The sequence below is a fragment of the Nonomuraea sp. NEAU-A123 genome (assembly GCF_018603905.1).
In the GTDB taxonomy this organism is placed as follows: Bacteria; Actinomycetota; Actinomycetes; order Streptosporangiales; family Streptosporangiaceae; genus Nonomuraea.
This window is the reverse complement of sequence record NZ_JAHFZZ010000007.1, coordinates 547,181-571,029: the sequence shown is the minus strand read 5'-3', so window position 1 is coordinate 571,029 and position 23,849 is coordinate 547,181. Positions and strand designations below refer to the sequence as shown.

Here is a 23,849-nt window from a genome sequence, read left to right as displayed (position 1 = left end):
TGGAGCCCACGCGCGACACCATGCGCAACGCGATCAAAGACATGATAGAAGGGCGTCGTACCCGAGAGGATGTTTCCTCGTGGGCCGAGCGGCTAATGCTAGATCTAGAGGATGCAAAGATATCGGATATGGTTGTCTGGGATTCTCTGCAAACGCTGTCCGGAGCCGATCTTAAGGATGGGCCAGACAGTTATCTCCATGACTCTGAGGACCTCCGATCCTGGATAACCGAGTTGGAGTGACCTGTTGCACTACAGCGGAGTACAGCGTGCCATGGAAGTAACCCAAATTCACACTTTCATGGCACGGTCCGGTCGATCTCGATCTCGATCTCGATCTCGATCTCGATCTCGATCTCGATCTCGATCTCGATCTCGATCTCGATCTCGATCTCGATCTCGATCTCGATCTCGATCTCGATCTCGATCTCGATCTCGATCTCGATGGCGATGGCGATGGCGATCGGCGGTCCGTCCAGGCGTTCGCACACCACGTCGAGGTAACCCGGCCGGTCTGGGTGATCGCCGGGCAGCCCGGCGAGGCTGGGCACTTCCCGCCGTACCCGCCATCGGTGAGCCACTCCCCAGGCGACCACTGCGCGGGTCAGTTCGGAGGTGACCCGCGCCGCCGACCAGTCGACGAACGTCCAGGGCGCCAGCCAGCGCGCCAGAGACGCGCCCGCTCGCTGCGCCCGTAAGGCGATCTCCACGACGCTGGTGTTCCCGGCTCGCCTCGCGCGAATGCCGAGCGGGCAGGCAGTTGTCCCTGCCGGGCGGGGATCCGGGTCTCGTTCGCGGACATGTTCACGGGATGTCCGCGCGGATGTTCAACCCGCGCCGCGTGAACATCGGTCCGGCCCTCCTACGCGCGTGCGCGTGTAGGAGAGGGGTCGGCGGCAGGGGTGTGCGAGGGGTCCTCCTGTCGAGCGGTAATGCTCCCCGGCGTGGGGCTCCTCCCGCGCGTCGATAGGCGAGGGGGGCGCGCGTGCTGGGTTACGCCGTGGCGCTGAGCGGGGGTGGAGGCCGGCCTACGGCGGCTGCGGTCACCGTGGTGACCGACTGCTGGACGGCCGCCAGCGCGGCGGCGCGCCGGTAGGACAGCCGGGCCCGGCCGGTGCCGGGGTCGATGTCGGCCGGCGGCAGCGGGACGCGGGCGCGCCGGTCGGTGAGCGTCGAGCAAGCGGGGCAGCAGCCGGGCGGTGGGGGTGCGCCAGACGATGACGTCGACCGCGCCGCCCTTGCGCCGTACCTTGGCGGGTCTTCGAACTTAACCGTGCCCGGTGGGCACGGTCCGCTGTCAGGGTCTTGACGGGTGCAGAACGCCCGTGACGCTCTGTGATTCTTCGAGTTGCGACGCTTGAAGGATCACGTGAAGGGCCACGGGCTTGTCCAACATACGACGCGGCTGTTCGGCTTGGTCGGGGTGGAGGTGGTCGGCGTCGAGGTCGGCGCCGACGACATTCCGATGCTGGCCCGGTCACCTGCGATGAGCAGGCCCGATGCTGTCCCGACTGTGGGGTGCGGTCCGGGCGGCCGCACTCCTGGGTACGCACTCGTCCGCGGGACCTGCCCGTGGCCGGGCGGCGAACCGGTCTGACCTGGACCAAACGCCGATGGCGGTGCGTCAACGAGCAGTGCCGGCGCAAGACGTTCACCGAGGCGCTGCCGTCGATCCCACCGCGGTCGCGGTTGACGTCGCGGCTGCGTACCTCGGTCGGGGAAGCGGTCGCCGACCGCGGACGGACGGTGGTGCAGGCCGCGCGCGACTTCGAGGTGTCGTGGCCGGTGGCGAACACCGCGTTCACGGCCGCGGCTGCGCTGCCGAAGGACACGCCGCCGGTGACGCACCTGGGGATCGACGAGACCCGACGCGGGAAGGCGAAGTTCCGCCTGGTCGAGGCGCCCGACGGCGGTGAGATCTGGGAAGTCGTCGCCGACCGGTGGCATGTCGGGCTGGTTGACCTGGTCGGCGGTGCCGGGCTGCTGGGGCAGGTCGAGGGCCGCACCGCGGCGAGTGTGTCGGCGTGGATCGGCGCTCAGACTCGCCAGTGGCGGGCCGGGGTCCAGGTGGTCGCGATCGACATGTGCACCGTGTTCAAAGCAGCGGTGCGCGACTCGCTGCCGCACGTCAGCACGTGGTGGCCGCAGATCCTCGCCGCGATCACGACCGGCGTCACCAACGCCGCCTCCGAAGGGATCAACAGGGCGATCAAAACCGACGCCGTTCATCTTTACGCGAACGCGTTGTAAGTCAAGTATCGCCGAACCCTGATCGGGAGATGCATAAAGGATTCATATAAAGCTGCTATGCTTCAGGCGTGAGTCGCCGAGACGCCGCGCACGGCGCTTCCGATGCCATCGGGTCAGCCCTCTACGGTCTGGCCACCAGGGCCGTGAGACGCCTTCCCCGCGACATGAGCCTGACGTCCGCCGCCACCTTGGCCACCCTGGACAAGACCGGCCCGCGACGGATCACCGATCTGGCGGTGGCCGAGGGCGTCACCCAGCCCGCGATGACCGTCCTGGTCCGGGTGATGGAGGAATCCGGGCTGGTCGAGCGGAAGGGCGATCCGTCCGACAAGCGGGTCACGCTGGTGTGCCTGACCGAGGCCGGCGCGTCGTACGTCCGGACGCGACGCCAGGCGGGCGTCGACGCGTACACGCGGTTGATCGACGAACTCACCGGTGACGAGGTCGAGGCCTTGGCAGCAGCCCTTCCGGCGCTGCTGCATCTGGCGGAGCTCGAAAGCCACGCCCGACAGGAGTCGGACCGGTGACCGCGGCCCAGGCTCATGACCAGCCCATGAGCACTGCCCTGATACGTTCCGAGGCACGTCTGCTGGTCCCCGCCCTGATGTTCATCGCCCTGGTCGTGGCGGCGGTCGCCAGCCTCGGGACGCCGCTCATCACGAGCGTGGCGACCACGTTCCACGTCTCCCTCGACAGCGCGCAGTGGACGCTGACCATCGCCCTGCTCAGCGGCGCCGTCGCCACACCCGTCCTCGGCCGGCTCGGAGCCGGTCCGCACCGGCGGGCCACGATTCTCGCCACGCTGGCGATCGTCGTCGTCGGCAGCGCGCTCACCGTGCTGCCGCTGCCGTTCGCCTGGCTGCTCGTGGGCAGAGCGGCCCAAGGCGTCGGACTCGGTCTCACGGCGCTGATGATGGGCGTGGCCCGCGACCATCTCCCCGAGGAGCGCAGCGCGGCCACGATCGCCCTGATCTCAGTGGTCTCCATCATCGGAGCCGGCGTCGGCTACCCGCTGGCCGCGCTGCTCGCCGAGTTCGGCGGACTGCGGGCCGCCTACGGCCTCGGCCTGCTCGTCACCGCCATCGCCTTCGTGACCGCGTGGCGCTCCATGCCCGCAGCTCCCGAAGGCCGCTCCGCTCACGTGAACGTGGCCGGTGCGCTCGTCCTGGCGGGTGGACTGCTCCTCGTCCTGTTCCTGGCCGGCGAGAGGAGCCTGTGGAGCCGACACCTCGCCGTGGCGGTGACCCTTGCCGTCGCCGCCGTACTCCTGCTCTGCGTCTGGACCGTTTCCGAACTGCGAACCAAGACGCCCCTGGTCGACGTCCGGGCGGTACGGCACCCGGCGGTCGCCGGGGCGAACATCGCCATGTTCGTCGGCGGGAGCGGCATGTACCTCCTGCTCACGCTCATCACCCGCTACGCGCAGACGCCGCACAGCGCCGGCTACGGCTTCGGGCTGACCACCTTCGTGGCGGGGCTGGTCCTCATCCCGTTCTCCGTGCTGGGGTTCGTCGCCGGCAAGCTCACGCCGCGGGTCCGCGAACGGATCGACGGCCCCCTGCTCCTGGCCGGCAGCGCCGCCATCGTCGGCGGCGGGTTCGTCCTGTTCGCCACCGCCCGGTCCAACCTGGCCGAACTGCTCGCGGCCATGGGCGTGCTGGGCTTCGGCGTCGGCAGCTTCTCGGCCGTCATGCCCGGCGTCATCCTGGCCGTCACCCCCAAGAGCGAGACGTCGAGCGCCATGAGCTTCAACTACGTCGTCCGCAGCGTCGGGTACTCCCTGGGCAGCGCCATCGGCGGTCTGGTCCTGGCCGCCGGCACCGCCACGGGCCGCCTCTTCCCGAACGACGACGCCTACACGACCGCGGCGCTGGTCGGCGTCGCCGCGATGGCGATCACGACGATGGCCAGCCTCGCCCTCGCCCGCCGACGCTCACCCGAGACCAATCCGATCACAGCCCCAGTCGGTGTGCCGGGCCTGGGCCGGTCGAGTCGAACCGGAAGCTGAGGATCGAAGCCGTCCGACTTCGACGCCGTCTCCGTCGGCTCGCTGACCCACAGCGCGCTGGCCATGGATCTGAGCATGCTTCTGAGCATCAATTCCGAACACAGGAGGTACCGTGGTCAAGGGCTATTGAGTCAGCGCCTACCGCACGATTGCGGACCCCGAGAAGCTGGCTGCCTACAACAAGCTGGCTGGTCCAGCCGTCGAGGCCGCGGGCGGGCGGCTGCTCGCCCGCGGCAGCCGGGTCGTCGCACACGACGCCGGAATCGCCGAGCGCACCGTCCTGATCGAGTTCGACAGCTTCGAACAGGCGGTCGCCGCACATGCGAGTGCGGCCTACCAGGAGGCGCTGGCCGCACTTGCTGACGGCGTCGAGCGCGACTTCCGCATCATCGAAGGCCTCGACTGACGACCGATGCTGCGTCGGCGACGAACACGATGCCGGCTGCGGGGATCACCCCGGCTCGTCAGCGCGCCGCACCGTCGCGAACAGCGTCAGGCCAGTGGCATCGGCGGTGATGTCCAGTCCGGCGACGGTTCCCGGCGGCGCGGCGGCACGGACGTCGGCCTCGATGTCGGCGGGGGTGCGTTCGACGAGGTTCCAGCGGCTGATGTGGGTCATCAGGGCGGCGTAGGGGCTCGGGGTCGCGATGTTGGAGAAGTAGAACGTGCCTCCGGGGCGGCACAGGCGGGACAGAGTGGTGCGGATCAGGGCTCGGGCGAAGCGTTCTTCGAGGTAGTCGAAGAGGCCTCCGGCCAGGACCAGGTCGAAGGGGCCGTGGTCGGCGGCCAGGTGGGCGGCGGTGCGCAGGACGTTGCCGGGGGCCGCGGCGGTCTGGGCGCGGGTCGCGGGCGGCAGGTGCGTGAGGGCGTACTGGAGGGCGTCGGGGTCGACGTCGTTGAGGACCAGGCGGTCGGCGGGGTGCAGGAGAGCCGGGTCGACCCGGCGCAGGTCGGCGGCGCCTCCGGACGCTATCAGCAGGATGCGGCGGCCGGTGGCGCGCGCGGGGGCCGTGCTCGGGACGTCCGCCGGGTCGCTCCCGAGTGCGGACTCGATGAGTGCGGCCTGGTGGGCAATCTTGTTGCGGTGCTGGTCGGTGATGGGAGCGTGCAGGAGGTAGTCGTCGAAGTGGTGGCCCCAGGTGCCGGGTACGCCTCCGGGCTGACCGCGCAGGATGTACTCGATGATCTCGAAGTCGTCGGCCCGGCCGCGAGCCTGCTCACGGCTCAGCTGGACCATGCCGCCGGCGTCGGCGAACATCTCGGCCAGCGGTGCCATGGCCGCCGTGACGGTGTCCTGACGGGCCGTGGCGAGCGCGGCGGGGAGTCGGCGGAGATGTCCACGAAAAGCGGCACGTCTGCCTGTGCGGTAAGGATGTGAGGGCGCAGAGTGAGGTGCTTCGGAGTGTCCTGGACGGTTGATCAGGCGTGGTTTCCTCCGCACTGCATCAGCGCCCGCCCGTCCCCGGCGCAGTCGCACGTTGAGCAGGTGGCGTGGAACGTGCCAATCGACACCGGCCGGGAGGTGCGGGTCGTCGCGTGGACGTGTGAGTGCAGCAGCCCCTTCTACGAACTGTGCCACACGGGCGGCAGGCGGTTCATCCGACGCACCCGAAACGGGCCGGACAAGTAGATCGTCGACGAAAGCGATCGATGGCTTGCCAAGCAGGCAGATGCGCAGTGGAACTCGCGGACCCGATAGTCGCTTGCCGCCGACTCAGTCGGCAGCCGCCACCGCAGTGGGTGAGCGGCCATGCGCACAAACGCCGCGGCTGTTCGACCCGTGGGCACCATGCCGACAGGTTCTGGCCGCCGTAACGAGCTACGGTCTCATTCCCATGTCAGCAGGCGTGCCAGTGTGATGAGGTGCGGGGCGTTCGTGGGGGTGAATGTCGTGTACTTGGTGGCGGTGAGCGTCCATACCTGTCTGTCGAACTCGGTGAGTTCCAGCCAGGAGTGCAGGAAGTAGTCGACGCCGTTGGGCACTCCTGTGCCGTCGACGTAGAGGGAGAAGACGGGGGCGGTGGCGGAGCCGTTCCACATCTTGGTTGTGAGGGTGTTCTTGAAGGCGGTCATGTCCGCGGCCGTGAAGACCTGACCGCGTCGGTAGAACTCCACGAAGGCGGACAGATCTACGTTGCCGTGCGACAGGTCCTCTTTCTGGGTGGCGTAGGGGCTGTAGTTCCAGATGTAGGCGTCGGCGGAGTTGGTGAGCTTGCTTTTGGTCCATTGGGCGATTTTGGTGGCTCTGGCAAGGTAGGCGGGGTTGCCGTTGACCTCGTGCAGGATCGTGAGCAGGTTGGCGAATGCCAGGGACATGTTGAAGGGCAGGTCGTTGGAGACCCTGGTGTGGCTGAAGGTGTCGACGTTGGGTGGCTGCTGGTAGGAAGTGCCGTTCCAGGTGTTGCCGAGGTAGGCGCTCTGTTCCCAGCGGGGGATGATCTCGGTCTCCAGGAACGTCTGGTAGGCGGCAGCTTTAGCGCTATATCCCGATAAAGCTGGATTCTTGGCGACGAGTCTGATGAATTCTGCGATCGGTATGCCGATCATGCCGTCGTGCACGATGTAGGGAAAAATCCCGCTGAGCCGGACATCGTCGAAATAGGCGGAGCCGCTGACTGTGTACGAGGCATGCTCCAGCCACACCTCCGGCGACCGCCCGGCCGGAATGTCGCAGGTGGTCTGCTTCAGCGTCCAGGTGCTGGTGGTGTACTCCAGCATGCACAGCGTCGTGGACGCGTCCCGCAGTACGACGCGCCCGACGACCGAGCCGGTGCGCTTGCCCCAGCCTCGCAGGACATGCCTGGTGCCGCCCTCGTAACTTGCGCCGATCTTCTGTCGGAGCTTCTTCCACTTCGTCTGATCGGACACCACTCGCACGGACTGGGTGCCCGTGCTGCTTCCGGGAACATCCGTCGTCCGGTAGACATGGCTCCCGGTGTCCTGGAACCTGCTCCAGTTGGCGGGCAGGGTGGCATCGCCGGAAGCCGCCGTCTCGAAGCCCGGATTGGCCAGTTCGGGCGGTGAATACTGGCTCGTGCCCCAGCCGCGGAAGCCGTCGCCGTCGACATCGTCGGCGTTCACGATGATCGTGTCCGCATGTGTGACGATCTTGTCCAGCCAGGCGGTGTCCCGAGTCGCGGCGTAGACGTCGAGGTAGCTACGCATGATGTAGCTCTCGTTCCATGCCAGGTTCGCGCTGTTCGGATCGGTGTAGGCGGCTTGGCCGATCTGCGCCTCGAGCGCCTTGTACTTGGTGAGCCACACGCTCTCGGCGGCGACCGGAGCGGGCAGCACTAGTGCGGCGGCCACGATCAGGTTGCTGAACATTCGCCTGCGGGACAGCTTCATTCGACCATCTCCGGGGGGTGGGAGGGAGGGCGGCGTCAGCCTTTTACCGCGCCGCGCGTGCCTTCGAGGACGTGACGTTGCATGAGCATGGGGATGACCACGACCGGATGATCCAGATGATCGTCCCGGCGGCGAGCGTGCGGACATCTGTGCCGGTGATCCCGGCACAGGCAGGCGACCCCGAGCGCGATCGGGTACTTCGAGGAGTCGTTCAGCACCACTAAGGGTCAGACGAGGTTGTTCCGGACCGAGATGAAGCCGAAGCTGGCGAGGATCGCCAGCGTGGGGCGGGCGGTGGGGAGCACGACATGCCAGCAGTCCCGCAGCTCGTGGCGGCCGTCAGTGCGGGCCGCGTCCACCACCTCACGTAGCACGCCCGCGAACGTCGGGGGCAGCAGGAACATCCGGTACGGCGTATGGCACCGCTGCCCCAGTCTCCGGGCTGGCAGCCATCGACACCACATCCTTAGTGACGGCCGAAGAGATGATAAAGGCGGGCCATAATTTGGATGCAGCGTATATTCGGTGATCGAGACGGTCAAGACGTGCTCTTAGCCGAGATCTCCGCAGCGAATCACTGTGCCGAAAGCATCTTAAAGGACGGCCATATTATGCCTAGAGCGCCAAAACGACCGCCCGTTACTGGCGTGTCGGTGCCGACGACGACGCGGTGGGCGGTCACTTCGGCGATGTCGTCAGCCGTTGTGCCCGCGGGCAAATTGCCGAAGGTGCGTTCAAGCCGCTGATGCCGTAGGAGAGAAGTGGGCAACGTCGGCGGATGGAGGCCGTCGCCGCTTGGTGCTTGGCGGTTCGTCGAGGGTGGTGCTGAGGGTGTCGATGGCGTCTTGCTGGAGACGGAGGATGGATGGATGCGTTCAGCTGAGGATGGGGAAGTTGGCACGGAGGGTGTTGTACGGGTCGTGGTGGCGTTTGAGGTCGCGCAGGCGATCCAATGCGGCAGGCGTGAAGGCGTCGGCCGGTGTCTCGCCTGGGCTGAGGAAGGTGAAGGGTTTGCGTCCGCTGACGGGTAGGGCGTCGGTGAGTGCGCGTTGTCTGGCGGTGACGGCCGCCGCGGTCGCCGGGTCGGTTGGGACGCCGAACAGGTAGAGCGCGTAGGGCTCGGTCAGCGGGCCATGGGGAGTCTCGGAGGGGAGGGCGAAAGCACCGCCGAGGTGGCGTATCTGCACGCTCATCAGCGGGGCGATGGGGTCGGCCAGCAGGGTCTTCGCCACCCGGTCATCCAGGTCGGTGAGCAGTTCGCCACGTGAGGAGCCCGCGCCGGGGTCGGTGGGTTCGGCAGTGATGGTGCTGAGTTCGGTGACCGTCATGGGACGTCTGCTGTCGGTGAGGGGGTGGGGCAGGTGGTCCAGGGGGCTGAGCAGGGCGCGGGCCGTGGCGGCGTGGCCGAGATAGGTGGCGTCGATGGTGATCATGGGTGCGGAGCCGGGGAAGTGCAGCAGGTCCAGCCAGAGGGTGAGGTCGTCGGGGGCGGTGGCGGTGATCCGGCGGTAGGCGTCCATCACGTCCGGGGCGTGCTGGGCGGCCCATGACATGCGCCCTCCGTACAGGTGCGGAGCGGGGTGGAGGGCGAGTTCGAGGGCGGTGACGATGGCGAAGGAGCCGCCACCGCCGCGCAGGGCCCAGAACAGGTCGGGGTCGGTGTCGGCGGTGAGCCGTCGCTGCCGGCCTTCGGCGTCCACGATGTCGAAGGTGGTGACGTGGTCGGCGACCCAGCCGTGTTTGCGGCCGAACCAGCTCAGTCCGCCGCCGAGGGCGACGCCGGCGACGCTGACGACCGGGGAACTGCCGGGCAGGCCGGTCAGGCCATGCGGCGCGGCGGCGGCTTGGAGGCTGCCCGAGGACAGGCCCGCGCCGATGCGGGCATGCCGGGCGGCGGGGTCGATCTCCAGGGTGTTCAGCCGCCGGGTGCGCAGCAGGATGGCGCCGTCGAGGTCCGGGGTGGCGCCGTGGCCGTTGGGCTGGGTCGCAACGGCCAGGCCGCGGGCATGGGCATAGCGGACCACGGCCGCGACGTCGTCGGCGTCGGCCACTTCCACCACGGCGGGAACCGACTGTTCGATGGCCAGGTTCCAGGGGCGCCGGGCCTGGTCGAAGCCGTCGTCTCCGGGGAGCAGGATGCGTCCTCGGACGAGAGCGCGCAGGTCGTTCAGCTTGTTGCTCATTTTTCCTCCGAACTCGGTGGCAGGGGTGCTCGTCAGGCGCCGAAGATCGCGGTGGGGTCGCCGGTGTACCAGGCGTTGTCGATGCGCAGGCGGCGGATGACCCAGCGGTCGTCGTCGCGGACCAGATCGGCCTCGTAGGGGTTCTTCAGCAGGGCGAAGACGGCGTGGTCGGCGGCGAGCAGATGCTGGGCCTCCACCAGGGCGGTCAGCCGCGCAGTGTCCCCGTTTATGGTGATGCGGGGGTTGGTGACCTGGTGGGTGGTGTCCACCCGGCCGGTGAACATCGCCAGGATGGTGTCGGTGATCGTGTCCCGTCCGGACATCACCGGTGGCCGGCCGCCCCACTTGGCGGCGGCGGGGCGGAAGTCGAGTTCCGCTTCGGCGGCGAAGGCGGAGGCGAACAGGGCCTTGTCCTTGAGGTCTTGGCCCAGGCCGAAACGGTACAGCGCGTCCAGGATCTCGGCGCGGTCCCGCAGTTCTTGGACGAGGGCGTTCGCGTCGTTCGGCAGGGCGGAGAGGGCACGTTCAGCGGTGACGTACATGGCTTGCTCCCATGCGGTTCAGAGAGGAGGTGGCTGGTGCGGACCACTTTCGTCTGGCGCGAGGGGCCGATCAACGCGGCCCTGTGGAAGGATCGTGAAGCAGCGGTTAACGATCTGGGGGGTGAGATGCTCGAGCGGCATGAACTGGACGCGTTCCTGACCTTGGCCGAGGAACTGCACTTCGGCCGTACCGCTGAGCGGCTGCGCGTGTCGACCGCCCGGATCAGCCAGACGATCGCCAAGCTGGAGCGCCGGACCGGGGTGCCGTTGTTCACCCGTACCAGCCGTCGCGTGGAGCTGACGCGGGCGGGGCGCCAGCTATATGAGGAGGTCCGGCCCGCCTGGGACCAGATCGCCGCCGCATTCGCGCGGGCGATCGACGCCGGCCGCGGCCTGACCGGCACCTTGCGGGTGGCCTTCGTCGGTGCGGCGGGCGGGCAACTGCTCGCCGGGGCCGCCGAGTTGTTCCGCCGGCGTCTGCCGGACTGCGAGGTTCAGCTTCGTGAAGCGCAGATGGTCGATCTCATGCCTTGGCTGCGTGACGGCCAGATCGACCTGGCGCTGGGGACGTTCCCCATCGAGGAGCCGGGCATCGTCACCGGTCCGGTGCTGGTGTCCGAGGCGCGCATGCTGGCCGTGCCGTCCCAGCATGCGTTCGCCCGCCGTACGTCGATCTCGCTCGACGATCTGGCCAGGGTGAAGCTGCTCCAGTTGCCGGACACCCTGCCCGTCTCGTTGCGACAGGACCGTACCCCGCATACCACCCCCAGCGGACGACCGATCGAGCCGGGACCCGCGGCCTCGACGTTCAACGAGATGCTCACCCTCATCGGCGCCGGGCACGGCGCTTTCCCCGTCGGAGCCCAGGCCAGGCGCTACTACGCGCGCCCCGACGTCGCCTACGTCCGCATCAGCGATGCCCCGCCGCTGCGATGGGGGCTGCTGTGGCGGGCCGATGGCGCCACCGCCCGGGTCCGCGCCTTCGCCGAGGCCGCTCACGACCTGGTCACTTCTTCATGAACGGCCGCTGCCAGCGGGTGCTCGTGCCGAAGACGGACAAGGTGCGCCGCTGGAGCAGTAGGCGCGGATAATGTCGCGCGAGTTTTTGCGCATCAGGCTTGAGCGGATCTCCAGGACTCCACAGTCGCTTCGGCGATGGTTTCGATGCGGTGTCCGTATGCCAGATGCCCATCAGACACGAAGCTGCCGTCCCTGAACGGCAATTCGCAGAACGTAGCGCGGAAGTGCCCAGGAGGTCGATCCGGCGGGAGCGGCGCGTATGCCGCCAACGGCGCCATGTCGTAGCCCGACTGCGTCCCGCGCCTGTTGCGCGCCACCTGATGAGCCGCCACGCGAAGCAGCGCGTCAATGCCCTTGTCCACGTAGAGCTGTAGTTGGCGGAACTGACCGTCAAGGTACTTCTCATGAGCTCTGGAAGGATGCTGAAGGAGATACGCGCAGACCACAGGCGCGTGCCACCTGTACATCTGAGGATCGGCCTGCTCTTCGGCCAGGATTCCGTGGTAATAGTCCACGCACACGCCCAGCGGGCCGGCAATCGCACCGCAGTCGCACTGACTCATGCTGGAGCTATCTGTCATGGTCTGCAACATAGGTGGCCGGCGACAGCGTTGTCGACAGATTTCGGCGTCGGGCCGGCGACTTCTCGGTCGTTTACTACCTGTACGAAGACCCGAAACTCGGTGTCAGTGAATTTGTGTGGGGAGCCGTTGGGTGAAACTTTAATTACTCCCTGATATTCCAGAATACCGGATTCGCGAAGGACTGCTTTTCGCTTGGGATAATAATTTGAACGCACCCGCAATGTCCGGATCTGTGGGCTAGTCGTCCTTGTGGACTTTTCCGGGGGCGGCGAGGCTGGTGGGGTGGGAGATGTGGTTGTGGCCGTCTATGACGGGGTGGTGCTGCTGGACGTAGCCGGACCAGTGCAAGTTCTGCATGGGTCCGGCGGCTACCAGATACGGCTTGCTTCCGTAGATGGGCGGCCCGTACGCACGGACATCGGTGTGCCTTTGGGGGCGGACCTGGCTCTGGGCGATGTCGAGGGGCCGGTCGACACGTTGCTGGTGCCGGGATACGCGCCCCCCGACGGTGACCGCCCTGACGCGGCGTACCTGAGCCTGCTGCGCGAGATCGGTCATCGCGCGCGTCGGGTGGCCTCGGTGTGCACGGGTGCGTTGCTGCTGGCGGAGGCGGGGCTGCTCGATGGGCGGCGGGCCACGACGCACTGGGCCGCCTGCGCTGATCTGGCGTCCCGGTTTCCACGGGTCACCGTGGAGCCCGATGCGATCTACGTTCGTGATGGGCCGGTGGTGACCTCGGCCGGGGTCACCGCCGGGATCGATCTGGCGCTCGCCCTGGTCGAGGAGGACCACGGTTCGGACGTCGCGCGGGCGGTGGCGAAATACATGGTCGTGTTCCTGCAACGCCCTGGCGGCCAGTCGCAGTTCAGCGTTCGTCAGGCCGTCGCCACGCCACGCCACCCCGCGTTGCGGCGGCTCCTGGACGCGGTCGCGGTCGAACCGGCGGCGAACCACAGCCTCGCCGCGATGGCGGCCCGTGCCGCGGTGAGCGAGCGTCATCTGACCCGGTTGTTCCGTCGTGAGGTCGGGCTCACCCCCGGTCAGTACGTCGAGCGGGTCCGGGTGGAGGCGGCGCAGGTCCTTCTGGAGACCAGTGCCGTCGGGGTGGCCTCGGTCGCCCGTAGCTGTGGTTTCGGCTCCGATGAGTCGATGCGCCGGGCGTTCCTGCACGTGCTCGGCACGACCCCGACCGAGTATCGCCAACGCTTCCGCACCTCCCGCGCCATCTCATTCATCCAATGACATGACTGTCTCAAGGAGACCGTATGAGCTCTTTCCTGCCCCGCCGCACGTTACTGGGAGCCGGTCTCGCCGGCCTGGCGGGTCTGACGGTCGGTATGCCTGGTGCTTCCGCCGCCGACGCCGGGGATCAGAACGCTGACCTGTCCTTTCCCACCACGCGTATCGCCCAGGCGGCCCACCGGCTGGTGACGGACGCGCAGGAGCCGTACCTGCGCAATCACAGCCTGCGCAGCTTCCTGTTCGGCCGAGCGGCCGCCGCGCAGTCCGGTCTTCGGCCGGGCCACGACTACAACGCCGAAGTCATGTTCCTCATCTGCGTGCTGCACGACATGGGACTGACCGAACGCGCCGACACCGGCCAGCGGTTCGAGATCGACGGTGCCGACTTCGCCGCCCGGTTCCTGGAGGAGCACGGCATCACCGACCGGCGCATCGACACCGTCTGGGACGGCATCGCTTTGCACACCTCCAGCGGGTTCCACCAGTCGCCGGTATTCGCTCGCCGGCGCCCGCCGGAGATCACGGTCGCCCAGAACGGCATCGGGCTGGACCTGACCGGCGGCCCCGAGGAGCTGCCCGCCGGATATGCCGATCGCGTGCACGCCGTCTATCCCCGCCACGGTGGCGCCCGCGTCCTGACCGACGCCATCATCGCGCAGGGCCTCGCCGATCCGCGCAAGGCGCCGCCCATGACCCTGCCTGGCGAGATCCTGCACCAGCGGCATCCCGAGGCTCCGTACATCACCTGGCAGGGCTTCCTCGACGCCAGCGGCTGGGACGACTGACGGCGCGTCTCAGCACGGCTCATTGAGCCGCTGCCCTTGTCCGAGCCCATGAACATACGTGGCTGATTCAGATCGACGTTGTCATACGTCATATGTCAGATGATCCGCACAACCTTCCGGAGAGCGAGCGACCAGGCTCGCGCTTCGCTACCTAGACCCTCGATCAGGGCGCCTGATGCTTGCGTGCTGAGCACCAGGCGCCCTGAACCAGAGAGAGACAACCCATGGAACATTTGTTGCTGTCGGTGCATGTCCTGGCCGGCATCGTGTTCGTCGGAGGCTCGGCGGTCGCGACGAGCCTGTTTCCCCGCTATCTCCCGGTTGTCGCCGACGTCACAGTCGGCGCGCCTGTGCCGGAAGCCGCGCAAGAACGCAATCGCGCTGTGGCCGTCGCGCTGCACCGCATCACCCGTGGCTATAGCGCGTTCGGTTTGATCGTGCCGGCCGCCGGTATCGTCCTGGCCTTCGTCCAGGGCCGCAGTGGCGAGATCTGGATCACCGTCGCCATTGCCCTCACCGCCGCCGCGGGCGTCCTGCTGGCGCTGCAGATCTATCCGCGCCAGCGCGACGCGCTCGCCGGATCCGGCGACCCCGACCGGCTGCGCACGCTGTCCATGCTCGCCGGCAGCTACAACCTGCTGTGGGCGGTCGTCGTCGTTTTGATGATCGTACGTCCCGGCGCGGCCACGGGAGCGTGACCTGACATGCGCACACTGCGGATCGCGGCCGGCGTTGAGACCGCCTCCTTGCTGGTTCTGCTGGTCAACCTGTTCACCACGCACAGCGGAGCGCCCTCCTGGGCGCGGTGTTGCTCATCGTCCTGCGGTCGCCATACGTGCCGGGCTGGGGCCGTCTGGCTCGCGCTCGCCGTCGAGGCGGCCATGCTGGCCGCGACCGCGACGTACTGGGCGCCGCTCCAGATCCGCCTCAGCCGTCGAAATGACCGCCGGCTGCTGCGTCTGCTGCTCGCCACGCACTGGATCCGGGTCGGGTTGGTCACCGCGTTCGGTGCGCTGCTGTGCTGGATGGTGACGCTCGCCTTCATTTAGCGTGCGATCCAGCAGGCGGGCGCCGATCCGGCGCCCGCCACGTGGTGGGGTCAGCGGTGCCAGAGGACAGCCGAGGTGGTGGTGCTGTCGAGGGTGACGTCGCCGTTCCAGGTCAGGAACGACTGCTGGGGGAGGTAGTTCTGGCCGAGGAGGAAGCCGCGCTTGATCGCGGTGACGTGCACGGTGGCGCCGGTGTCGATGCCGACCACGACGCGGTGGGCGGTCACCTCGGCGATGTCGTCAGCCGTGGTGCCCGCGGGCAGTTCGACCGTGGTCGCCGCTGGGTCGTCGCGCTGGAGGGACCAGGTCGGGTCCAGGTGGTGTGACAGATAGACGGTGTCGCCGCTGACCAGGCGTACGCCGAGCGAGACGCCGACCCAGGACGCCCCCGCGTTGGCCGGCTGCGTGGTCTTCTTGACCACCGCGAACAGGTAGTTGCGCTGGTCGCTCACCTCGGGCGTGGTCGGTGTGGTGGCCGAGGGGGCTTCGATCTTGCCCTCGCGGAGCATCTCCTTGGCCATGATCTCGTACGTCCAGGGGTTGGCGTCCATGAGGTACTCGCGGGCCTGGTCGGCCGGGAGGGTCGGCAGGTACGACAGGAAGAACCGCATGGGGTCGTCCACGGTGTCGCACATGTTGTTGTTCGAGGTACAGGTCTGCAGGAGGGCGTGGTCGTTCTCGTACCGGCCGGTGAAGTGCAGCGTCTGGTGGTCGGGGGCCTGGTAGGTGTCGCTGCCCGCGACCCGGTCGCCGTTCGCGTCGACTTCGACGCTGTAGATCCACTCGATGTCGGTGGTGCGGCCCCAGCGGGCCATCAGTGCGGGTGTGTTCGTGCCGCCGTCCTCGTTGCTCCACACGACCGAGTACGTGAGCTTCGTGTGGCCGGGTGTGGGGGCCGGTGCCGACTCGTGCCAGGCGATGAGCGGGGTGTCGGTGGTCGCGTTCTGGTACGGGGTTCCGAGGGCGGCGATGTTGCGGCCATAGACGACAGGCGCGTACCGCAGCACCTGGTACTCGGGACTTTCCTTGGCATACGTCGAGACTCGCAGCGTGTCCACCACTACGGACTTGCTCGTCGCGGCGGAGCGCTCGCCGGCGTAGTGCAGACGCAGCTGATGCACCCCTGCGGTGAGTCGGCCCAGCGCGAGCTGCCGGTGAAGGGGCTGGGCGCCGGAGACCACGAGGTCGGTGACATATCGGTTGTCGACCGAGATGGACACGACCGCCGATTCGGCGCCCGCTGACGCCCAGTCGGTGCCTGGTGCGGACGCGTTCAGGTCGATGAGTGCCTCGCCGGACTTTCGTACGACGACCGGCACCCGCGGGTCCGGGCGGTCGCGGCGGACCTCGATGTGTCGCGTGTGGGTGGTGTCGGCCGGCTTGGCCTGTGCCGTGGCCGGGGTGGCCAAGCTGGTCAGGCCGGTCAGGATGGCGACCGTCGCGGTTAGCAGTGGGACAACTCGCATCAGGGGGATTCCTCCGCTGCATGGACCGCACCGCGGGCGCGATGAATCGCGCCCGCGAGCAGGTCCGATCAGATGCCAGATCTAATGATCGAAACTAACCGGCCGGACAACGCCGGGAAAGCGGTCGTTGAAGAACGGGACAACCTAGTGGCCTGTCGCCCGGGTGATCACTTGGGTGGTGAACCTGGCAGGCCGGCTACTTCCGACTCGCGGGCCTCGTGACCCTGCCGTCGCGGCCGCCAGCCCCCGCGATCCTGCCTGGCCAGCAGGGCGAGGAGTTCCATGCCTTCGGGGTATTCGAATCCGACGATGGCTTGCTGGACGGAGCGTCACGGTCGCGGCCCTGGAGCGGGGCGGGGAGCCGATCATCTCGGCGGCCGACATGGGAGCGGGTAGCGCAGCGACGTGCGCAGGCCCACCCGGCTCGTCGCGGTGGCCGCCCGTCTGCGCAGCCGCCAGTGTTCGGGCACCTATCCTTGCTTGCATGGGTGACGTACTGAAGGGGCGAGGTTGCGCGTGGGAGTTCGAGGACGACGGGCTGCGCATTACGCCTGAGCCGGGTAAGGCGTCGAAACTGAGCATGGAGCTCGGTGAGCGGTTCGTGCCGTACGACGCGCTGGCCGATGTCATGCTGGAGCCTGGTGCACGCGGCAGGGTGGTGTTGCGGGTGGTTCCCCGGGAGGGAGCCGATCCGGTCATGTCCGCGGCAACGGGGCAGCTTCAGGAGTCGCTCGATCCGTACCGGCTGGTGCTGCCCGCCGCCACGAAGACGCTGGCCGACCAGTATGCCGACGAGGTGCGCGCGGCCCTGTCCGAGCGCGGTCCGGCTGAGCGGTTCCTGATCGCCAGTCCTTCGGTGCCGCGTAGTTTCAAGGCATGGGACGGTGAGGCCGCCTTCGACGGGCAGGCTGTCACCTTCACCTGGTTCTCGTCCGGAGCTTCCCCGGCCAAGTACGCGGCAGGTGACCGGCGTTACCCGATCACCGAGATCGAGGGCGTCGATTGGCATGCACTGGAGGACGCTCGCGGGTCGTTGCGGCTGCGCATCCGTGGGCACCAGGCCCTCTCCAACCCCAACAATGATCCCGCCTCCGTGGTGTTCGGCATTGGCTGGGGAGCCACGCATCACTCCCTGCCCTTCGCCGCCGCCGTGCTGGCCGCCGTACAAGCTCCCATGATCGAACAGGTCGCGGCGGAAGGCTGAGCTGCTGTCCCGTATGTGACTTTTGTGCGCGTCTTCGGCCCGGACGGCTTGGCCACCAGCGCGTTCAACGCCCCCGCATCACGGGCCTTGCGCCACAAGCGACGATGCCATGCCAGCAACGTTGCCGGAGTGACCAGCCGATGACCGCGCAGCACCGCCGGCAACCACTGAGCCAGCGCCGCAAGAACAGCCCGATCGGCCCAGTCCGGCTTCGGCCGTCCGACCTGCCGCCGCAGCACCGCCACCTCATGACGCAACACCATGATCTCTGCGTCCTTCGACGCCTGGCCGCGGCCCAGCAACATCAGCCAGCCGAACACTCGAAGCGTGATCAGATAGAGCAGGCGAATAGGCACAAGACGCGATCTTTCCTGCGGGTATGAACCCCGTCAAACCACAGGTCAGAGCTGTTGCGGTTGCGTTTTGACGCGGTACAGGGTCAGCCGGGGTCGGTCAGGACCTCGCCGCCTTCCACCGCGCCGGTGAGCAGGGGACGAGGCTCCGTCGCGGTAGGGTTCTGGCGGACTTTCTTCAAGGTGGACGGCACATGTGAGTAAGGCTAATGAGCTGATCGGCGCGGCGATGGAGGCCCTTGCCCGCGAGGATGAGGCAGCCTTCGACTCCGCCGCCGCCTTCCTGGCCGACCGGGACGACGCCGATCGCGTCCTGGTGGAGGTTGTGACCCGTGCGATTTCGGGGTTGTGGCGGAACGGCTGGCAGCCCGCCGACGTGGTCAGGATCGCGGCCAGGCGGCTGACCGACTGGCACGGGCGGGCGGCGGCTGACCTCATCGCCTGGGAGATGCGGGCCTACGCGCCGGCCACGGTGGATGAGCGCTGGCGCGACCAACTCGCCGGCCTGGAGGCCGCGGTGTGGTGGAAGGGCGGCTACCTGGCGGCGCGGCAGGCGCGCGACGGGGCCAGCCGACTGGTGACCGTCTCCGGTGGGCTGGAGCTGCTGGGGTTGCTGACCGGGCTGCCGCGGCTGGAGTCGTTGAGCCCGCGGCCCGGGGCCGCCCGCTGTAGGGTCCAGGCACGCTCGCACGCGGTCAGCGAGAAGACGTTCGCGCGGGTGCGGGCGCTGCTTGCCAAGGCGGAGTCGACGACGTACGAGGCGGAGGCGGAGACGTTCACGTCGGCGGCGCAGAGCTTGATGGCGAAGTACAGCATCGACGCGGCGATGCTGGACGCACAGCCAGGCGGAGGTGAGGCCCCGGCGGGCATCCGGGTCGGCATCGACGCGCCGTACGAGCAGCCCAAGGCCGTGCTGCTCGACCTCATCGCCGAGGCCAACAGGTGCCGGGTGATCTGGTCGAAGGAGCTGGGGTTCGCCACCGTGCTGGGATTCTGGGCGGACCTGTCCTGGGTGGAGGTGCTGTTCACCTCGCTGCTGGTGCAGGCGCAGACCGCGCTGGTGAACTCGGGCACCAAGAAGCACGGCACCGGCCGGTCGAGGAACAAGACGTTCCGCCAGTCATTCCTGTCGGCGTTCGCCTCCAGGATCGGGGAGCGGCTCGCCGAGGCCACGGCGGGTGCGGTCTCACAGGAGAGCGCCAGCCGGGGCACCGACCTGGTGCCGGTCCTGGCGGCCCGCGAACAGGAGGTGGAGCACGCGGTCGAGCGCATGTTCCCGAACCTGGTCTCGCACGCGGTCCGCACGTCCTGGGACCGGGAGGGCTGGGCGGCCGGCCGTACCGCCGCCGATCAGGCCAGCCTCGGAGCGCGAGACCGATAGCGCCTGTATCCCGCCTCCAACGAATCCTTCTCCTCCTGGACCAAGACCTTCACTGACCCTTGCCTCTGCGCCGCCATCGTCGATCGACTCACCTTCGGCGGCAACATCATCGAGACCGGCACCGACTCCTACCGCCTGGCCCAGACCCGCGCCCGCACGGAGCAGCGCACCGTGGGCTGACGATCAATCTGCGCGTCCATCTGTGAAATAACCTGGGGTACCGTCCGGGTGCGTCCGCACCCTGCGTCGGAACAGGTTCCACTTACTCGCGCTGAAGGTGTCAGCCCGTCACCCGGATGCCGTCGACCACGCCGCTCAGCTCGGCCCGCAGGTCTTCGCTCGCCTCGACTTTGATCACCGCGCCCGGCCGTTCCAGCCACATCACCGCATGGCACTGCGAGCTCTGGCTCCACGCCACCGCGGGTTTCCCCTTTACGGACCGCCGTGATTCGTCGGTCTCGATCCCGTACCCACAGCTGGTGATGTAGGCCGTGGAGCTGACCGAGTGCAGCGTGCTGAACGTGCCTAGGTCGCGGGCGGCATCCCCGCAGCTCACTTCGACTTCCAGATAGCTGAGCGGCCGGGAAGGATCTCGCCACCGGTAACTGTGCGTCCACAACGACAAAGGAGGACCCGAAGGGGTCAGTCTCCTCGCCGGATCGGCGCCACCATTGCGCACGGCCAGTCCATGCGTCAGGCCGCCGGGCAGCTGATCCACGCGGACTCCTTCGATCGCGTCGTCTCCCGGCCTGGACGTCGCATGCTCAGCGCGCTGGTCGAACGCGGCCCCCTGAGGGGCACGGCACAACGGCATGGCCGACAAAGGCTTCGCCGAGGCGGCGACGGAGCCGCCGCCGGACGCGGTGCATCCCGAAAGGGCCGACGCGACCATACAGATCACCAGCGCGACCCTCTTAAAAGGCACAAAGGAGGCAGACATGGTGATCAATGTGTCCCATCGCCGCCTGGCGCACCTGACATTCCGGAAATTTGGCAGCAAGAGCACGAAGCGGAGCGGACCCGCTCAGACACCGCCGGGGGCGAAGCGGCGCAGCAGTATTTCCGCCCCGTCGAACTCGGCCACCACGTCCCGGCCGTGCGCCGCTCGCGCACGAGCCCCACCGCCTGGCCGGCGTAGATGTAGGCGGTGTCGAAGTCGTCGTCGCGGCGGGCGGCGTCGAGCTGCGCCTTGACGGTGTCGTCCGAGGCCAGCTCGTTTTCCGCCCCACCCAGTGGTCGACGAAGGCGTTACGGAGCGACTGCACCCACCATAGGCCCCCGCGGTACTGCCTCCCCCCTGATGACTAGTGCCGAGCCTGGGGCCAGAAGACTCGTTCCCTTGGGGCCGGAAGGGTCGTTCAAAGCCACCTGGCCGCCCACCCACCGTCCAGTCCATCCGCGCTCTCATCCTGCGTCTGGTTCGGGAGAACCCCGACAGGGGTTACCGGCGGGTGCACGGCGAGCTCACCACCCTAGGCATCAAGGTCGCGCCGTCCACAGTGTGGGAGATCCTCAAGCAGGAAGGTCTTGATCCGGTGCCCGAGCGGGCGTCCACCACCTGGGCGGACTTCCTGCGCTCCCAAGCCGACGCCCTACTGGCCGCCGATTTCATCGAGACCATCACCCTGAACGGGCAACGCCAGTACATCCTGGCGGTCATCGAGCACGCCACCAGGCGCGTCCATGTGCTCGGCACCACCGCGCACCCGAGCTGCGTGCGAGCCCACAGGTCGCTGTGGGCTCGCTTCGCGTAGCGGACCTGAAGGGGGTCAGGGCGTCGTGACGGCCGCGCCCGTGACCGACGCCGACCAGTACAGCGCTCTGGCCACCTGCGGGAACAGGCCCTTGGGATGGTTGCGGAACATCGGCTCGGTGCCGAACAGCACCACGGCCGCGCCCCGCTCGTCACGGCCGCTGACCACGGCCGCCTGGCCTCTGGCCGCGTCCTGGCCGCCGGTTCCGTCGGGATTGGGGCGCCAGTGGCCGGAGACCAGCGGGCCCTCGGCCGCGTACGCCTGCTCGACCGTGACCTCGGGGCCGAGCCCGGTGAACCAGCGCGGCGAGTACACGAACGAGTAGCCGGGCGAGCCGCCGCCCACGGGACCGGTTGAGGAGACCACGCGAGCGACGCCGTTGGCGTCGCCGCGTCCGGCGACGGACGTCGCGGTGAGCAGTCCGGCGGCCGTGTTGAAGGCGGCGCCGGTGCCGCCACGGGTGACCACGCCGCCTGAGGCGAGGAACGCGTCGAGTGCCGCCTTGGCCGCCGGGTTGAGTGCCGGGTAGCTCAGCCCGCTGGAGACGAAGAGCACGTCGGTTGCGCTCCAGTCGAAGCCGGCGTTGAGCGTGGCCGTGGAGACCGGGGTGACGGGGAAGCCCAGCTCACGCAGCGTGAACAGCTCATCCGCCGAGGTGGCCGCCGCGATCCGCACCTGGGACAGCGGCGTTCCCGTGGCAGAGCCTGCTTGGGTGAACGTCACGCCGTACCGGTCGGACATGGTGCGCGCGGCCTGTCGTGCGGTGGTCGGGATGAGCGCGGTGCCGTTGTTCGACCAGGTCACCGCGACGCCCTGGGCCAGCAGCGCGTTCAGCGCCATGACCTCCTTGGCGTCGATCACCTTCAGCGCGAGCGGGCCTTGCCCTCTCGGGACCGAGCCCGTCGGGGCGGCGGCCTTGACCGGCTCCGCCTGCGTCTGGAGGGAGGTGACGCCGTCCACGGTGGCGCCCCAGAGCAGGGCGTGGCTCCAGCCGGAGATGTCGTACATGGCATCGACCCTGGGGGAGATGTCGGTGCCCGCCTCCAGCATCACGTTGGCCAGGCCGCGCTTGGGTTGGCGCATGTCCACGACGTACGAGCCCGCCGGGTACGTCCTGCCGCCCGCCTGGAACGAGCGCTTGGCCTGCCCCACCTCGACGTCGTTCGCGATGAGGTGGTCCACCAGCCGGGCCGCGGCCGTGGCGGACCGCTGCCCGCCGCCCGCCGGGATCACGTACGCGCGGGGGAAGGTGGTGTTGTAGACGTCCTCGGGGCCGAAGCCGGGCACGATGCCGAGCGGCACGGTCCTGGACGGCTCGCCCGCGGTGCCCCGGCGGAAGACCTCGATCTGGTCGGCTATCAGCTGGTCGTGCCTGGCCCGCACGAAGCCGTACGTCGCCCGGATCGCGGCGGCGGCGATGGCGGTGTTGATCCCGGAGCGGCGGCGCAGCTCGTCGACGGGCAGATTGGTGTAGTCGGAGCCGTTGACGCGCAGCGGGATCTCGACGGTGTGCGCGGCGACCGCGCCATGGAACGGCGCGTACTGCGGGGTGAAGATCGGCGGCCAGTCGTCCCAGCCCTCGTCGGAGTCGCGGAACGGGATCTGCGGCGGGTACACGCCGTCGGCCTCGGGCGTGTGCCCCAGGGCCTTGATGGCGGCCTCCATGCCGAGCCCGTTGGCGTAGGTGTTCTTGATGAACAGGTCGTACTCGTAGTTGGCTCCGTGCGGTGGCGTGGTGGGCTCGATGAGCGTGCCGTTGACGTAGCCGTGCAGGTCGATCATGGTGACCGGCTGGGTGTCGATCATCACCTGGCGCATCGCGCGCACCTCGGGCTGCGAGGCGGTGACGAAGTCGCGGTTGAGGTCGAAGCCCGCGCCGTTGACGCGTACCCCGTTGACGCGGCCGTCGGGGTTGGCGGTGACGTTGAAGTACAGCCGAGTGCGGCTGAGCAGGTCGGCGACCTCGGGATCCGTGCTGGTGGCGAGCTCCTCGATCACCCGCAGAGCGGCGTCGGTGCCCTCCCACTCGTTGCCGTGGATGTTGTTGTTGATGAACAGGGGCGCCTTGTACTTCCTGGGCAGCCCCCGGTCGCGGGCGGCCGCTGCCGCATCGTGCTGGACGCGGTCGCGGATCCTGCTCTGCTCGCGCGCCTCGTCGCGGCTCTCGGGCGCGGTGACGGTGACGAGGTAGAGGTCGCGGCCCTGGTACGAGCGGCCGATGATCTCCGCGCTCACCCGCTTGCTGCGCCGCTGCAGGTCGTTCAGCCTGGGTGCGATGCCGTGGTACGGCACGAGGCCGAGCTTGATGGAGGCGTCGGCGGGGTTCTCGGCGGGGATCGGGAGCTGGTTCTGGCGGGGGTAGCCGCGGTCCCGCTCGTGGGAGTAGCCGTACGGCTCCTCCGTGGGGGCTCGGAGCGTCTCGGCGGTCTGCTCGGACACGCCTGCCGCCTCCTCGTTCCGCTCGGGACCGTTGCCGAAGTCCCGTACGGCCGGTGGGGGCGGCTCGACGGCGTGGGCCGTCGCGGCCGTGGGGGTGAGGAGCACGGCGATGCTCAGGAGGGCGATGGATAAACGCAAGGAAGACCTCCCTAGTACGGAAGTGATCTCGCCGGATCCGTACCACGAAGCGGGTCCGCGCACCAGCCCGCGGCTCCGATCGACGATCGCAGTAAGCCCCCGGC

General features: G+C 68.4%; 23 protein-coding genes and 1 pseudogene. 13 read left to right on the top strand and 11 right to left on the bottom strand.

What is annotated here, in order from left to right; translation table 11 throughout:
- Nucleotides 1-298 precede the first annotated feature (298 nt).
- Nucleotides 299-709: a hypothetical protein gene (locus KLK06_RS24845; RefSeq protein WP_214637958.1), complete on the bottom strand. Its 411-nt coding sequence runs from the start codon at nucleotides 707-709 to the stop codon at nucleotides 299-301.
- Between the two features lie 625 nt (nucleotides 710-1,334).
- On the opposite strand from KLK06_RS24845, the gene KLK06_RS62415 reads away from it, so the two are divergent.
- The 4 genes from KLK06_RS62415 to KLK06_RS24825 all read left to right on the top strand — a co-directional run bounded on the left by KLK06_RS62415 (nucleotide 1,335) and on the right by KLK06_RS24825 (nucleotide 4,663).
- Nucleotides 1,335-2,249, top strand: a complete 915-nt coding sequence (locus KLK06_RS62415; RefSeq protein ID WP_308168426.1) for a transposase — start codon at nucleotides 1,335-1,337, stop codon at nucleotides 2,247-2,249.
- A 68-nt stretch (nucleotides 2,250-2,317) separates the two neighbouring features.
- Nucleotides 2,318-2,776, top strand: coding sequence for a MarR family transcriptional regulator (locus KLK06_RS24835; protein ID WP_308168425.1), 459 nt, complete (start codon nucleotides 2,318-2,320; stop codon nucleotides 2,774-2,776).
- A gap of 26 nt (nucleotides 2,777-2,802) precedes the next feature.
- Nucleotides 2,803-4,257, top strand: a complete 1,455-nt coding sequence (locus tag KLK06_RS24830; RefSeq protein WP_214637956.1) for an MFS transporter — start codon at nucleotides 2,803-2,805, stop codon at nucleotides 4,255-4,257.
- Nucleotides 4,258-4,405: 148 nt separating this feature from the next.
- Complete coding sequence (locus KLK06_RS24825) at nucleotides 4,406-4,663, top strand: DUF1330 domain-containing protein (RefSeq protein ID WP_308168435.1); 258 nt, start codon at nucleotides 4,406-4,408, stop codon at nucleotides 4,661-4,663.
- A 45-nt stretch (nucleotides 4,664-4,708) separates the two neighbouring features.
- Here the strand turns inward: KLK06_RS24825 and KLK06_RS24820 are convergent, their stop codons facing one another.
- From KLK06_RS24820 to KLK06_RS24800, 5 genes are all read right to left on the bottom strand, one after another.
- On the bottom strand, nucleotides 4,709-5,533 hold the full coding sequence (locus tag KLK06_RS24820) for a class I SAM-dependent methyltransferase (RefSeq protein WP_214637955.1): 825 nt from the start codon (nucleotides 5,531-5,533) through the stop codon (nucleotides 4,709-4,711).
- Between the two features lie 551 nt (nucleotides 5,534-6,084).
- Nucleotides 6,085-7,605 carry a hypothetical protein gene (locus KLK06_RS24815; RefSeq protein WP_214637954.1) on the bottom strand — a complete coding sequence of 507 codons (1,521 nt, stop codon included), beginning with the start codon at nucleotides 7,603-7,605 and terminating at the stop codon, nucleotides 6,085-6,087.
- Nucleotides 7,606-7,832: 227 nt separating this feature from the next.
- On the bottom strand, nucleotides 7,833-8,009 hold the full coding sequence (locus KLK06_RS24810) for a hypothetical protein (protein ID WP_214637953.1): 177 nt from the start codon (nucleotides 8,007-8,009) through the stop codon (nucleotides 7,833-7,835).
- A 471-nt stretch (nucleotides 8,010-8,480) separates the two neighbouring features.
- The gene (locus tag KLK06_RS24805; RefSeq protein WP_214637952.1) at nucleotides 8,481-9,788 is read right to left on the bottom strand and encodes an FAD-binding oxidoreductase; all 1,308 of its coding nucleotides are present in this window, start codon (nucleotides 9,786-9,788) and stop codon (nucleotides 8,481-8,483) included.
- 32 nt (nucleotides 9,789-9,820) lie between these two features.
- Entirely contained in the window at nucleotides 9,821-10,330 is a 510-nt protein-coding gene (locus tag KLK06_RS24800; protein ID WP_214637951.1) for a nuclear transport factor 2 family protein, read from the bottom strand.
- A 36-nt stretch (nucleotides 10,331-10,366) separates the two neighbouring features.
- Here KLK06_RS24800 and KLK06_RS24795 point away from each other — a divergent pair, with 36 nt between their 5' ends.
- Nucleotides 10,367-11,350, top strand: a complete 984-nt coding sequence (locus KLK06_RS24795; protein ID WP_308168424.1) for a LysR family transcriptional regulator — start codon at nucleotides 10,367-10,369, stop codon at nucleotides 11,348-11,350.
- A gap of 92 nt (nucleotides 11,351-11,442) precedes the next feature.
- On the opposite strand, the gene KLK06_RS24790 is transcribed toward KLK06_RS24795, so the two are convergent.
- A complete protein-coding gene (locus KLK06_RS24790; protein ID WP_214637950.1) occupies nucleotides 11,443-11,931 on the bottom strand; it encodes a DUF5946 family protein in 489 nt (162 codons plus the stop codon).
- A gap of 318 nt (nucleotides 11,932-12,249) precedes the next feature.
- On the opposite strand from KLK06_RS24790, the gene KLK06_RS24785 reads away from it, so the two are divergent.
- The 4 genes from KLK06_RS24785 (at nucleotide 12,250) to KLK06_RS24770 (ending at nucleotide 15,010) form a co-directional block, all read left to right on the top strand.
- Nucleotides 12,250-13,176, top strand: coding sequence for a DJ-1/PfpI family protein (locus tag KLK06_RS24785; protein WP_308168434.1), 927 nt, complete (start codon nucleotides 12,250-12,252; stop codon nucleotides 13,174-13,176).
- Between the two features lie 23 nt (nucleotides 13,177-13,199).
- Nucleotides 13,200-13,961 (top strand): damage-inducible protein, encoded by a 762-nt coding sequence (locus KLK06_RS24780; protein ID WP_214637949.1) that lies wholly within the window; start codon nucleotides 13,200-13,202, stop codon nucleotides 13,959-13,961.
- A gap of 224 nt (nucleotides 13,962-14,185) precedes the next feature.
- Nucleotides 14,186-14,659 carry a hypothetical protein gene (locus KLK06_RS24775; protein ID WP_214637948.1) on the top strand — a complete coding sequence of 158 codons (474 nt, stop codon included), beginning with the start codon at nucleotides 14,186-14,188 and terminating at the stop codon, nucleotides 14,657-14,659.
- 6 nt (nucleotides 14,660-14,665) lie between these two features.
- The gene (locus KLK06_RS24770) at nucleotides 14,666-15,010 is read left to right on the top strand and encodes a hypothetical protein (protein ID WP_214637947.1); all 345 of its coding nucleotides are present in this window, start codon (nucleotides 14,666-14,668) and stop codon (nucleotides 15,008-15,010) included.
- A gap of 50 nt (nucleotides 15,011-15,060) precedes the next feature.
- Here the strand turns inward: KLK06_RS24770 and KLK06_RS24765 are convergent, their stop codons facing one another.
- Entirely contained in the window at nucleotides 15,061-16,476 is a 1,416-nt protein-coding gene (locus KLK06_RS24765) for a hypothetical protein (protein ID WP_214637946.1), read from the bottom strand.
- A 484-nt stretch (nucleotides 16,477-16,960) separates the two neighbouring features.
- Here KLK06_RS24765 and KLK06_RS24760 point away from each other — a divergent pair, with 484 nt between their 5' ends.
- Nucleotides 16,961-17,680 (top strand): DUF4429 domain-containing protein, encoded by a 720-nt coding sequence (locus KLK06_RS24760; RefSeq protein ID WP_214637945.1) that lies wholly within the window; start codon nucleotides 16,961-16,963, stop codon nucleotides 17,678-17,680.
- On the opposite strand, the gene KLK06_RS24755 is transcribed toward KLK06_RS24760, so the two are convergent.
- A complete protein-coding gene (locus KLK06_RS24755) occupies nucleotides 17,602-18,036 on the bottom strand; it encodes a hypothetical protein (RefSeq protein WP_214637944.1) in 435 nt (144 codons plus the stop codon). The two genes, KLK06_RS24760 and KLK06_RS24755, sit on opposite strands and share 79 nt — an antisense overlap.
- Before the next feature lie 193 nt (nucleotides 18,037-18,229).
- Here KLK06_RS24755 and KLK06_RS24750 point away from each other — a divergent pair, with 193 nt between their 5' ends.
- Together KLK06_RS24750 and KLK06_RS60085 are read left to right on the top strand one after the other, a co-directional pair.
- Complete coding sequence (locus KLK06_RS24750) at nucleotides 18,230-19,414, top strand: DUF2786 domain-containing protein (protein WP_214637943.1); 1,185 nt, start codon at nucleotides 18,230-18,232, stop codon at nucleotides 19,412-19,414.
- A gap of 12 nt (nucleotides 19,415-19,426) precedes the next feature.
- Nucleotides 19,427-19,594, top strand: a pseudogene (locus tag KLK06_RS60085) (ATP-binding protein); the annotation flags it as partial.
- A gap of 100 nt (nucleotides 19,595-19,694) precedes the next feature.
- On the opposite strand, the gene KLK06_RS24745 reads toward KLK06_RS60085, so the two are convergent.
- The gene (locus tag KLK06_RS24745) at nucleotides 19,695-20,132 is read right to left on the bottom strand and encodes a hypothetical protein (RefSeq protein WP_214637942.1); all 438 of its coding nucleotides are present in this window, start codon (nucleotides 20,130-20,132) and stop codon (nucleotides 19,695-19,697) included.
- Between the two features lie 733 nt (nucleotides 20,133-20,865).
- Between KLK06_RS24745 and KLK06_RS24740 the strand changes: the two genes are divergently transcribed.
- Nucleotides 20,866-21,168 carry a hypothetical protein gene (locus tag KLK06_RS24740; protein ID WP_250905900.1) on the top strand — a complete coding sequence of 101 codons (303 nt, stop codon included), beginning with the start codon at nucleotides 20,866-20,868 and terminating at the stop codon, nucleotides 21,166-21,168.
- Between the two features lie 15 nt (nucleotides 21,169-21,183).
- Here the strand turns inward: KLK06_RS24740 and KLK06_RS24735 are convergent, their stop codons facing one another.
- A complete protein-coding gene (locus tag KLK06_RS24735; RefSeq protein WP_250905899.1) occupies nucleotides 21,184-23,745 on the bottom strand; it encodes a M14 family zinc carboxypeptidase in 2,562 nt (853 codons plus the stop codon).
- Between the last annotated feature and the right edge of the window lie 104 nt (nucleotides 23,746-23,849).

Excerpts from the sequence above, each read along its gene's own strand:
- KLK06_RS24780 (WP_214637949.1), top strand. The coding sequence starts at position 13,200 with ATGAGCTCTTTCCTGCCCCGCCGCACGTTACTGGGAGCCGGTCTCGCC.
- KLK06_RS24805 (WP_214637952.1), bottom strand. The coding sequence starts at position 9,788 with ATGAGCAACAAGCTGAACGACCTGCGCGCTCTCGTCCGAGGACGCATC.
- KLK06_RS24830 (WP_214637956.1), top strand. The coding sequence starts at position 2,803 with ATGAGCACTGCCCTGATACGTTCCGAGGCACGTCTGCTGGTCCCCGCC.
- KLK06_RS24810 (WP_214637953.1), bottom strand. The coding sequence starts at position 8,009 with ATGTTCCTGCTGCCCCCGACGTTCGCGGGCGTGCTACGTGAGGTGGTG.
- KLK06_RS24820 (WP_214637955.1), bottom strand. The coding sequence starts at position 5,533 with ATGGCACCGCTGGCCGAGATGTTCGCCGACGCCGGCGGCATGGTCCAG.
- KLK06_RS24770 (WP_214637947.1), top strand. The coding sequence starts at position 14,666 with ATGCGCACACTGCGGATCGCGGCCGGCGTTGAGACCGCCTCCTTGCTG.
- KLK06_RS24760 (WP_214637945.1), top strand. The coding sequence starts at position 16,961 with ATGGGTGACGTACTGAAGGGGCGAGGTTGCGCGTGGGAGTTCGAGGAC.
- KLK06_RS24775 (WP_214637948.1), top strand. The coding sequence starts at position 14,186 with ATGGAACATTTGTTGCTGTCGGTGCATGTCCTGGCCGGCATCGTGTTC.
- KLK06_RS24790 (WP_214637950.1), bottom strand. The coding sequence starts at position 11,931 with ATGACAGATAGCTCCAGCATGAGTCAGTGCGACTGCGGTGCGATTGCC.
- KLK06_RS24765 (WP_214637946.1), bottom strand. The coding sequence starts at position 16,476 with ATGCGAGTTGTCCCACTGCTAACCGCGACGGTCGCCATCCTGACCGGC.
- KLK06_RS24815 (WP_214637954.1), bottom strand. The coding sequence starts at position 7,605 with ATGAAGCTGTCCCGCAGGCGAATGTTCAGCAACCTGATCGTGGCCGCC.
- KLK06_RS24800 (WP_214637951.1), bottom strand. The coding sequence starts at position 10,330 with ATGTACGTCACCGCTGAACGTGCCCTCTCCGCCCTGCCGAACGACGCG.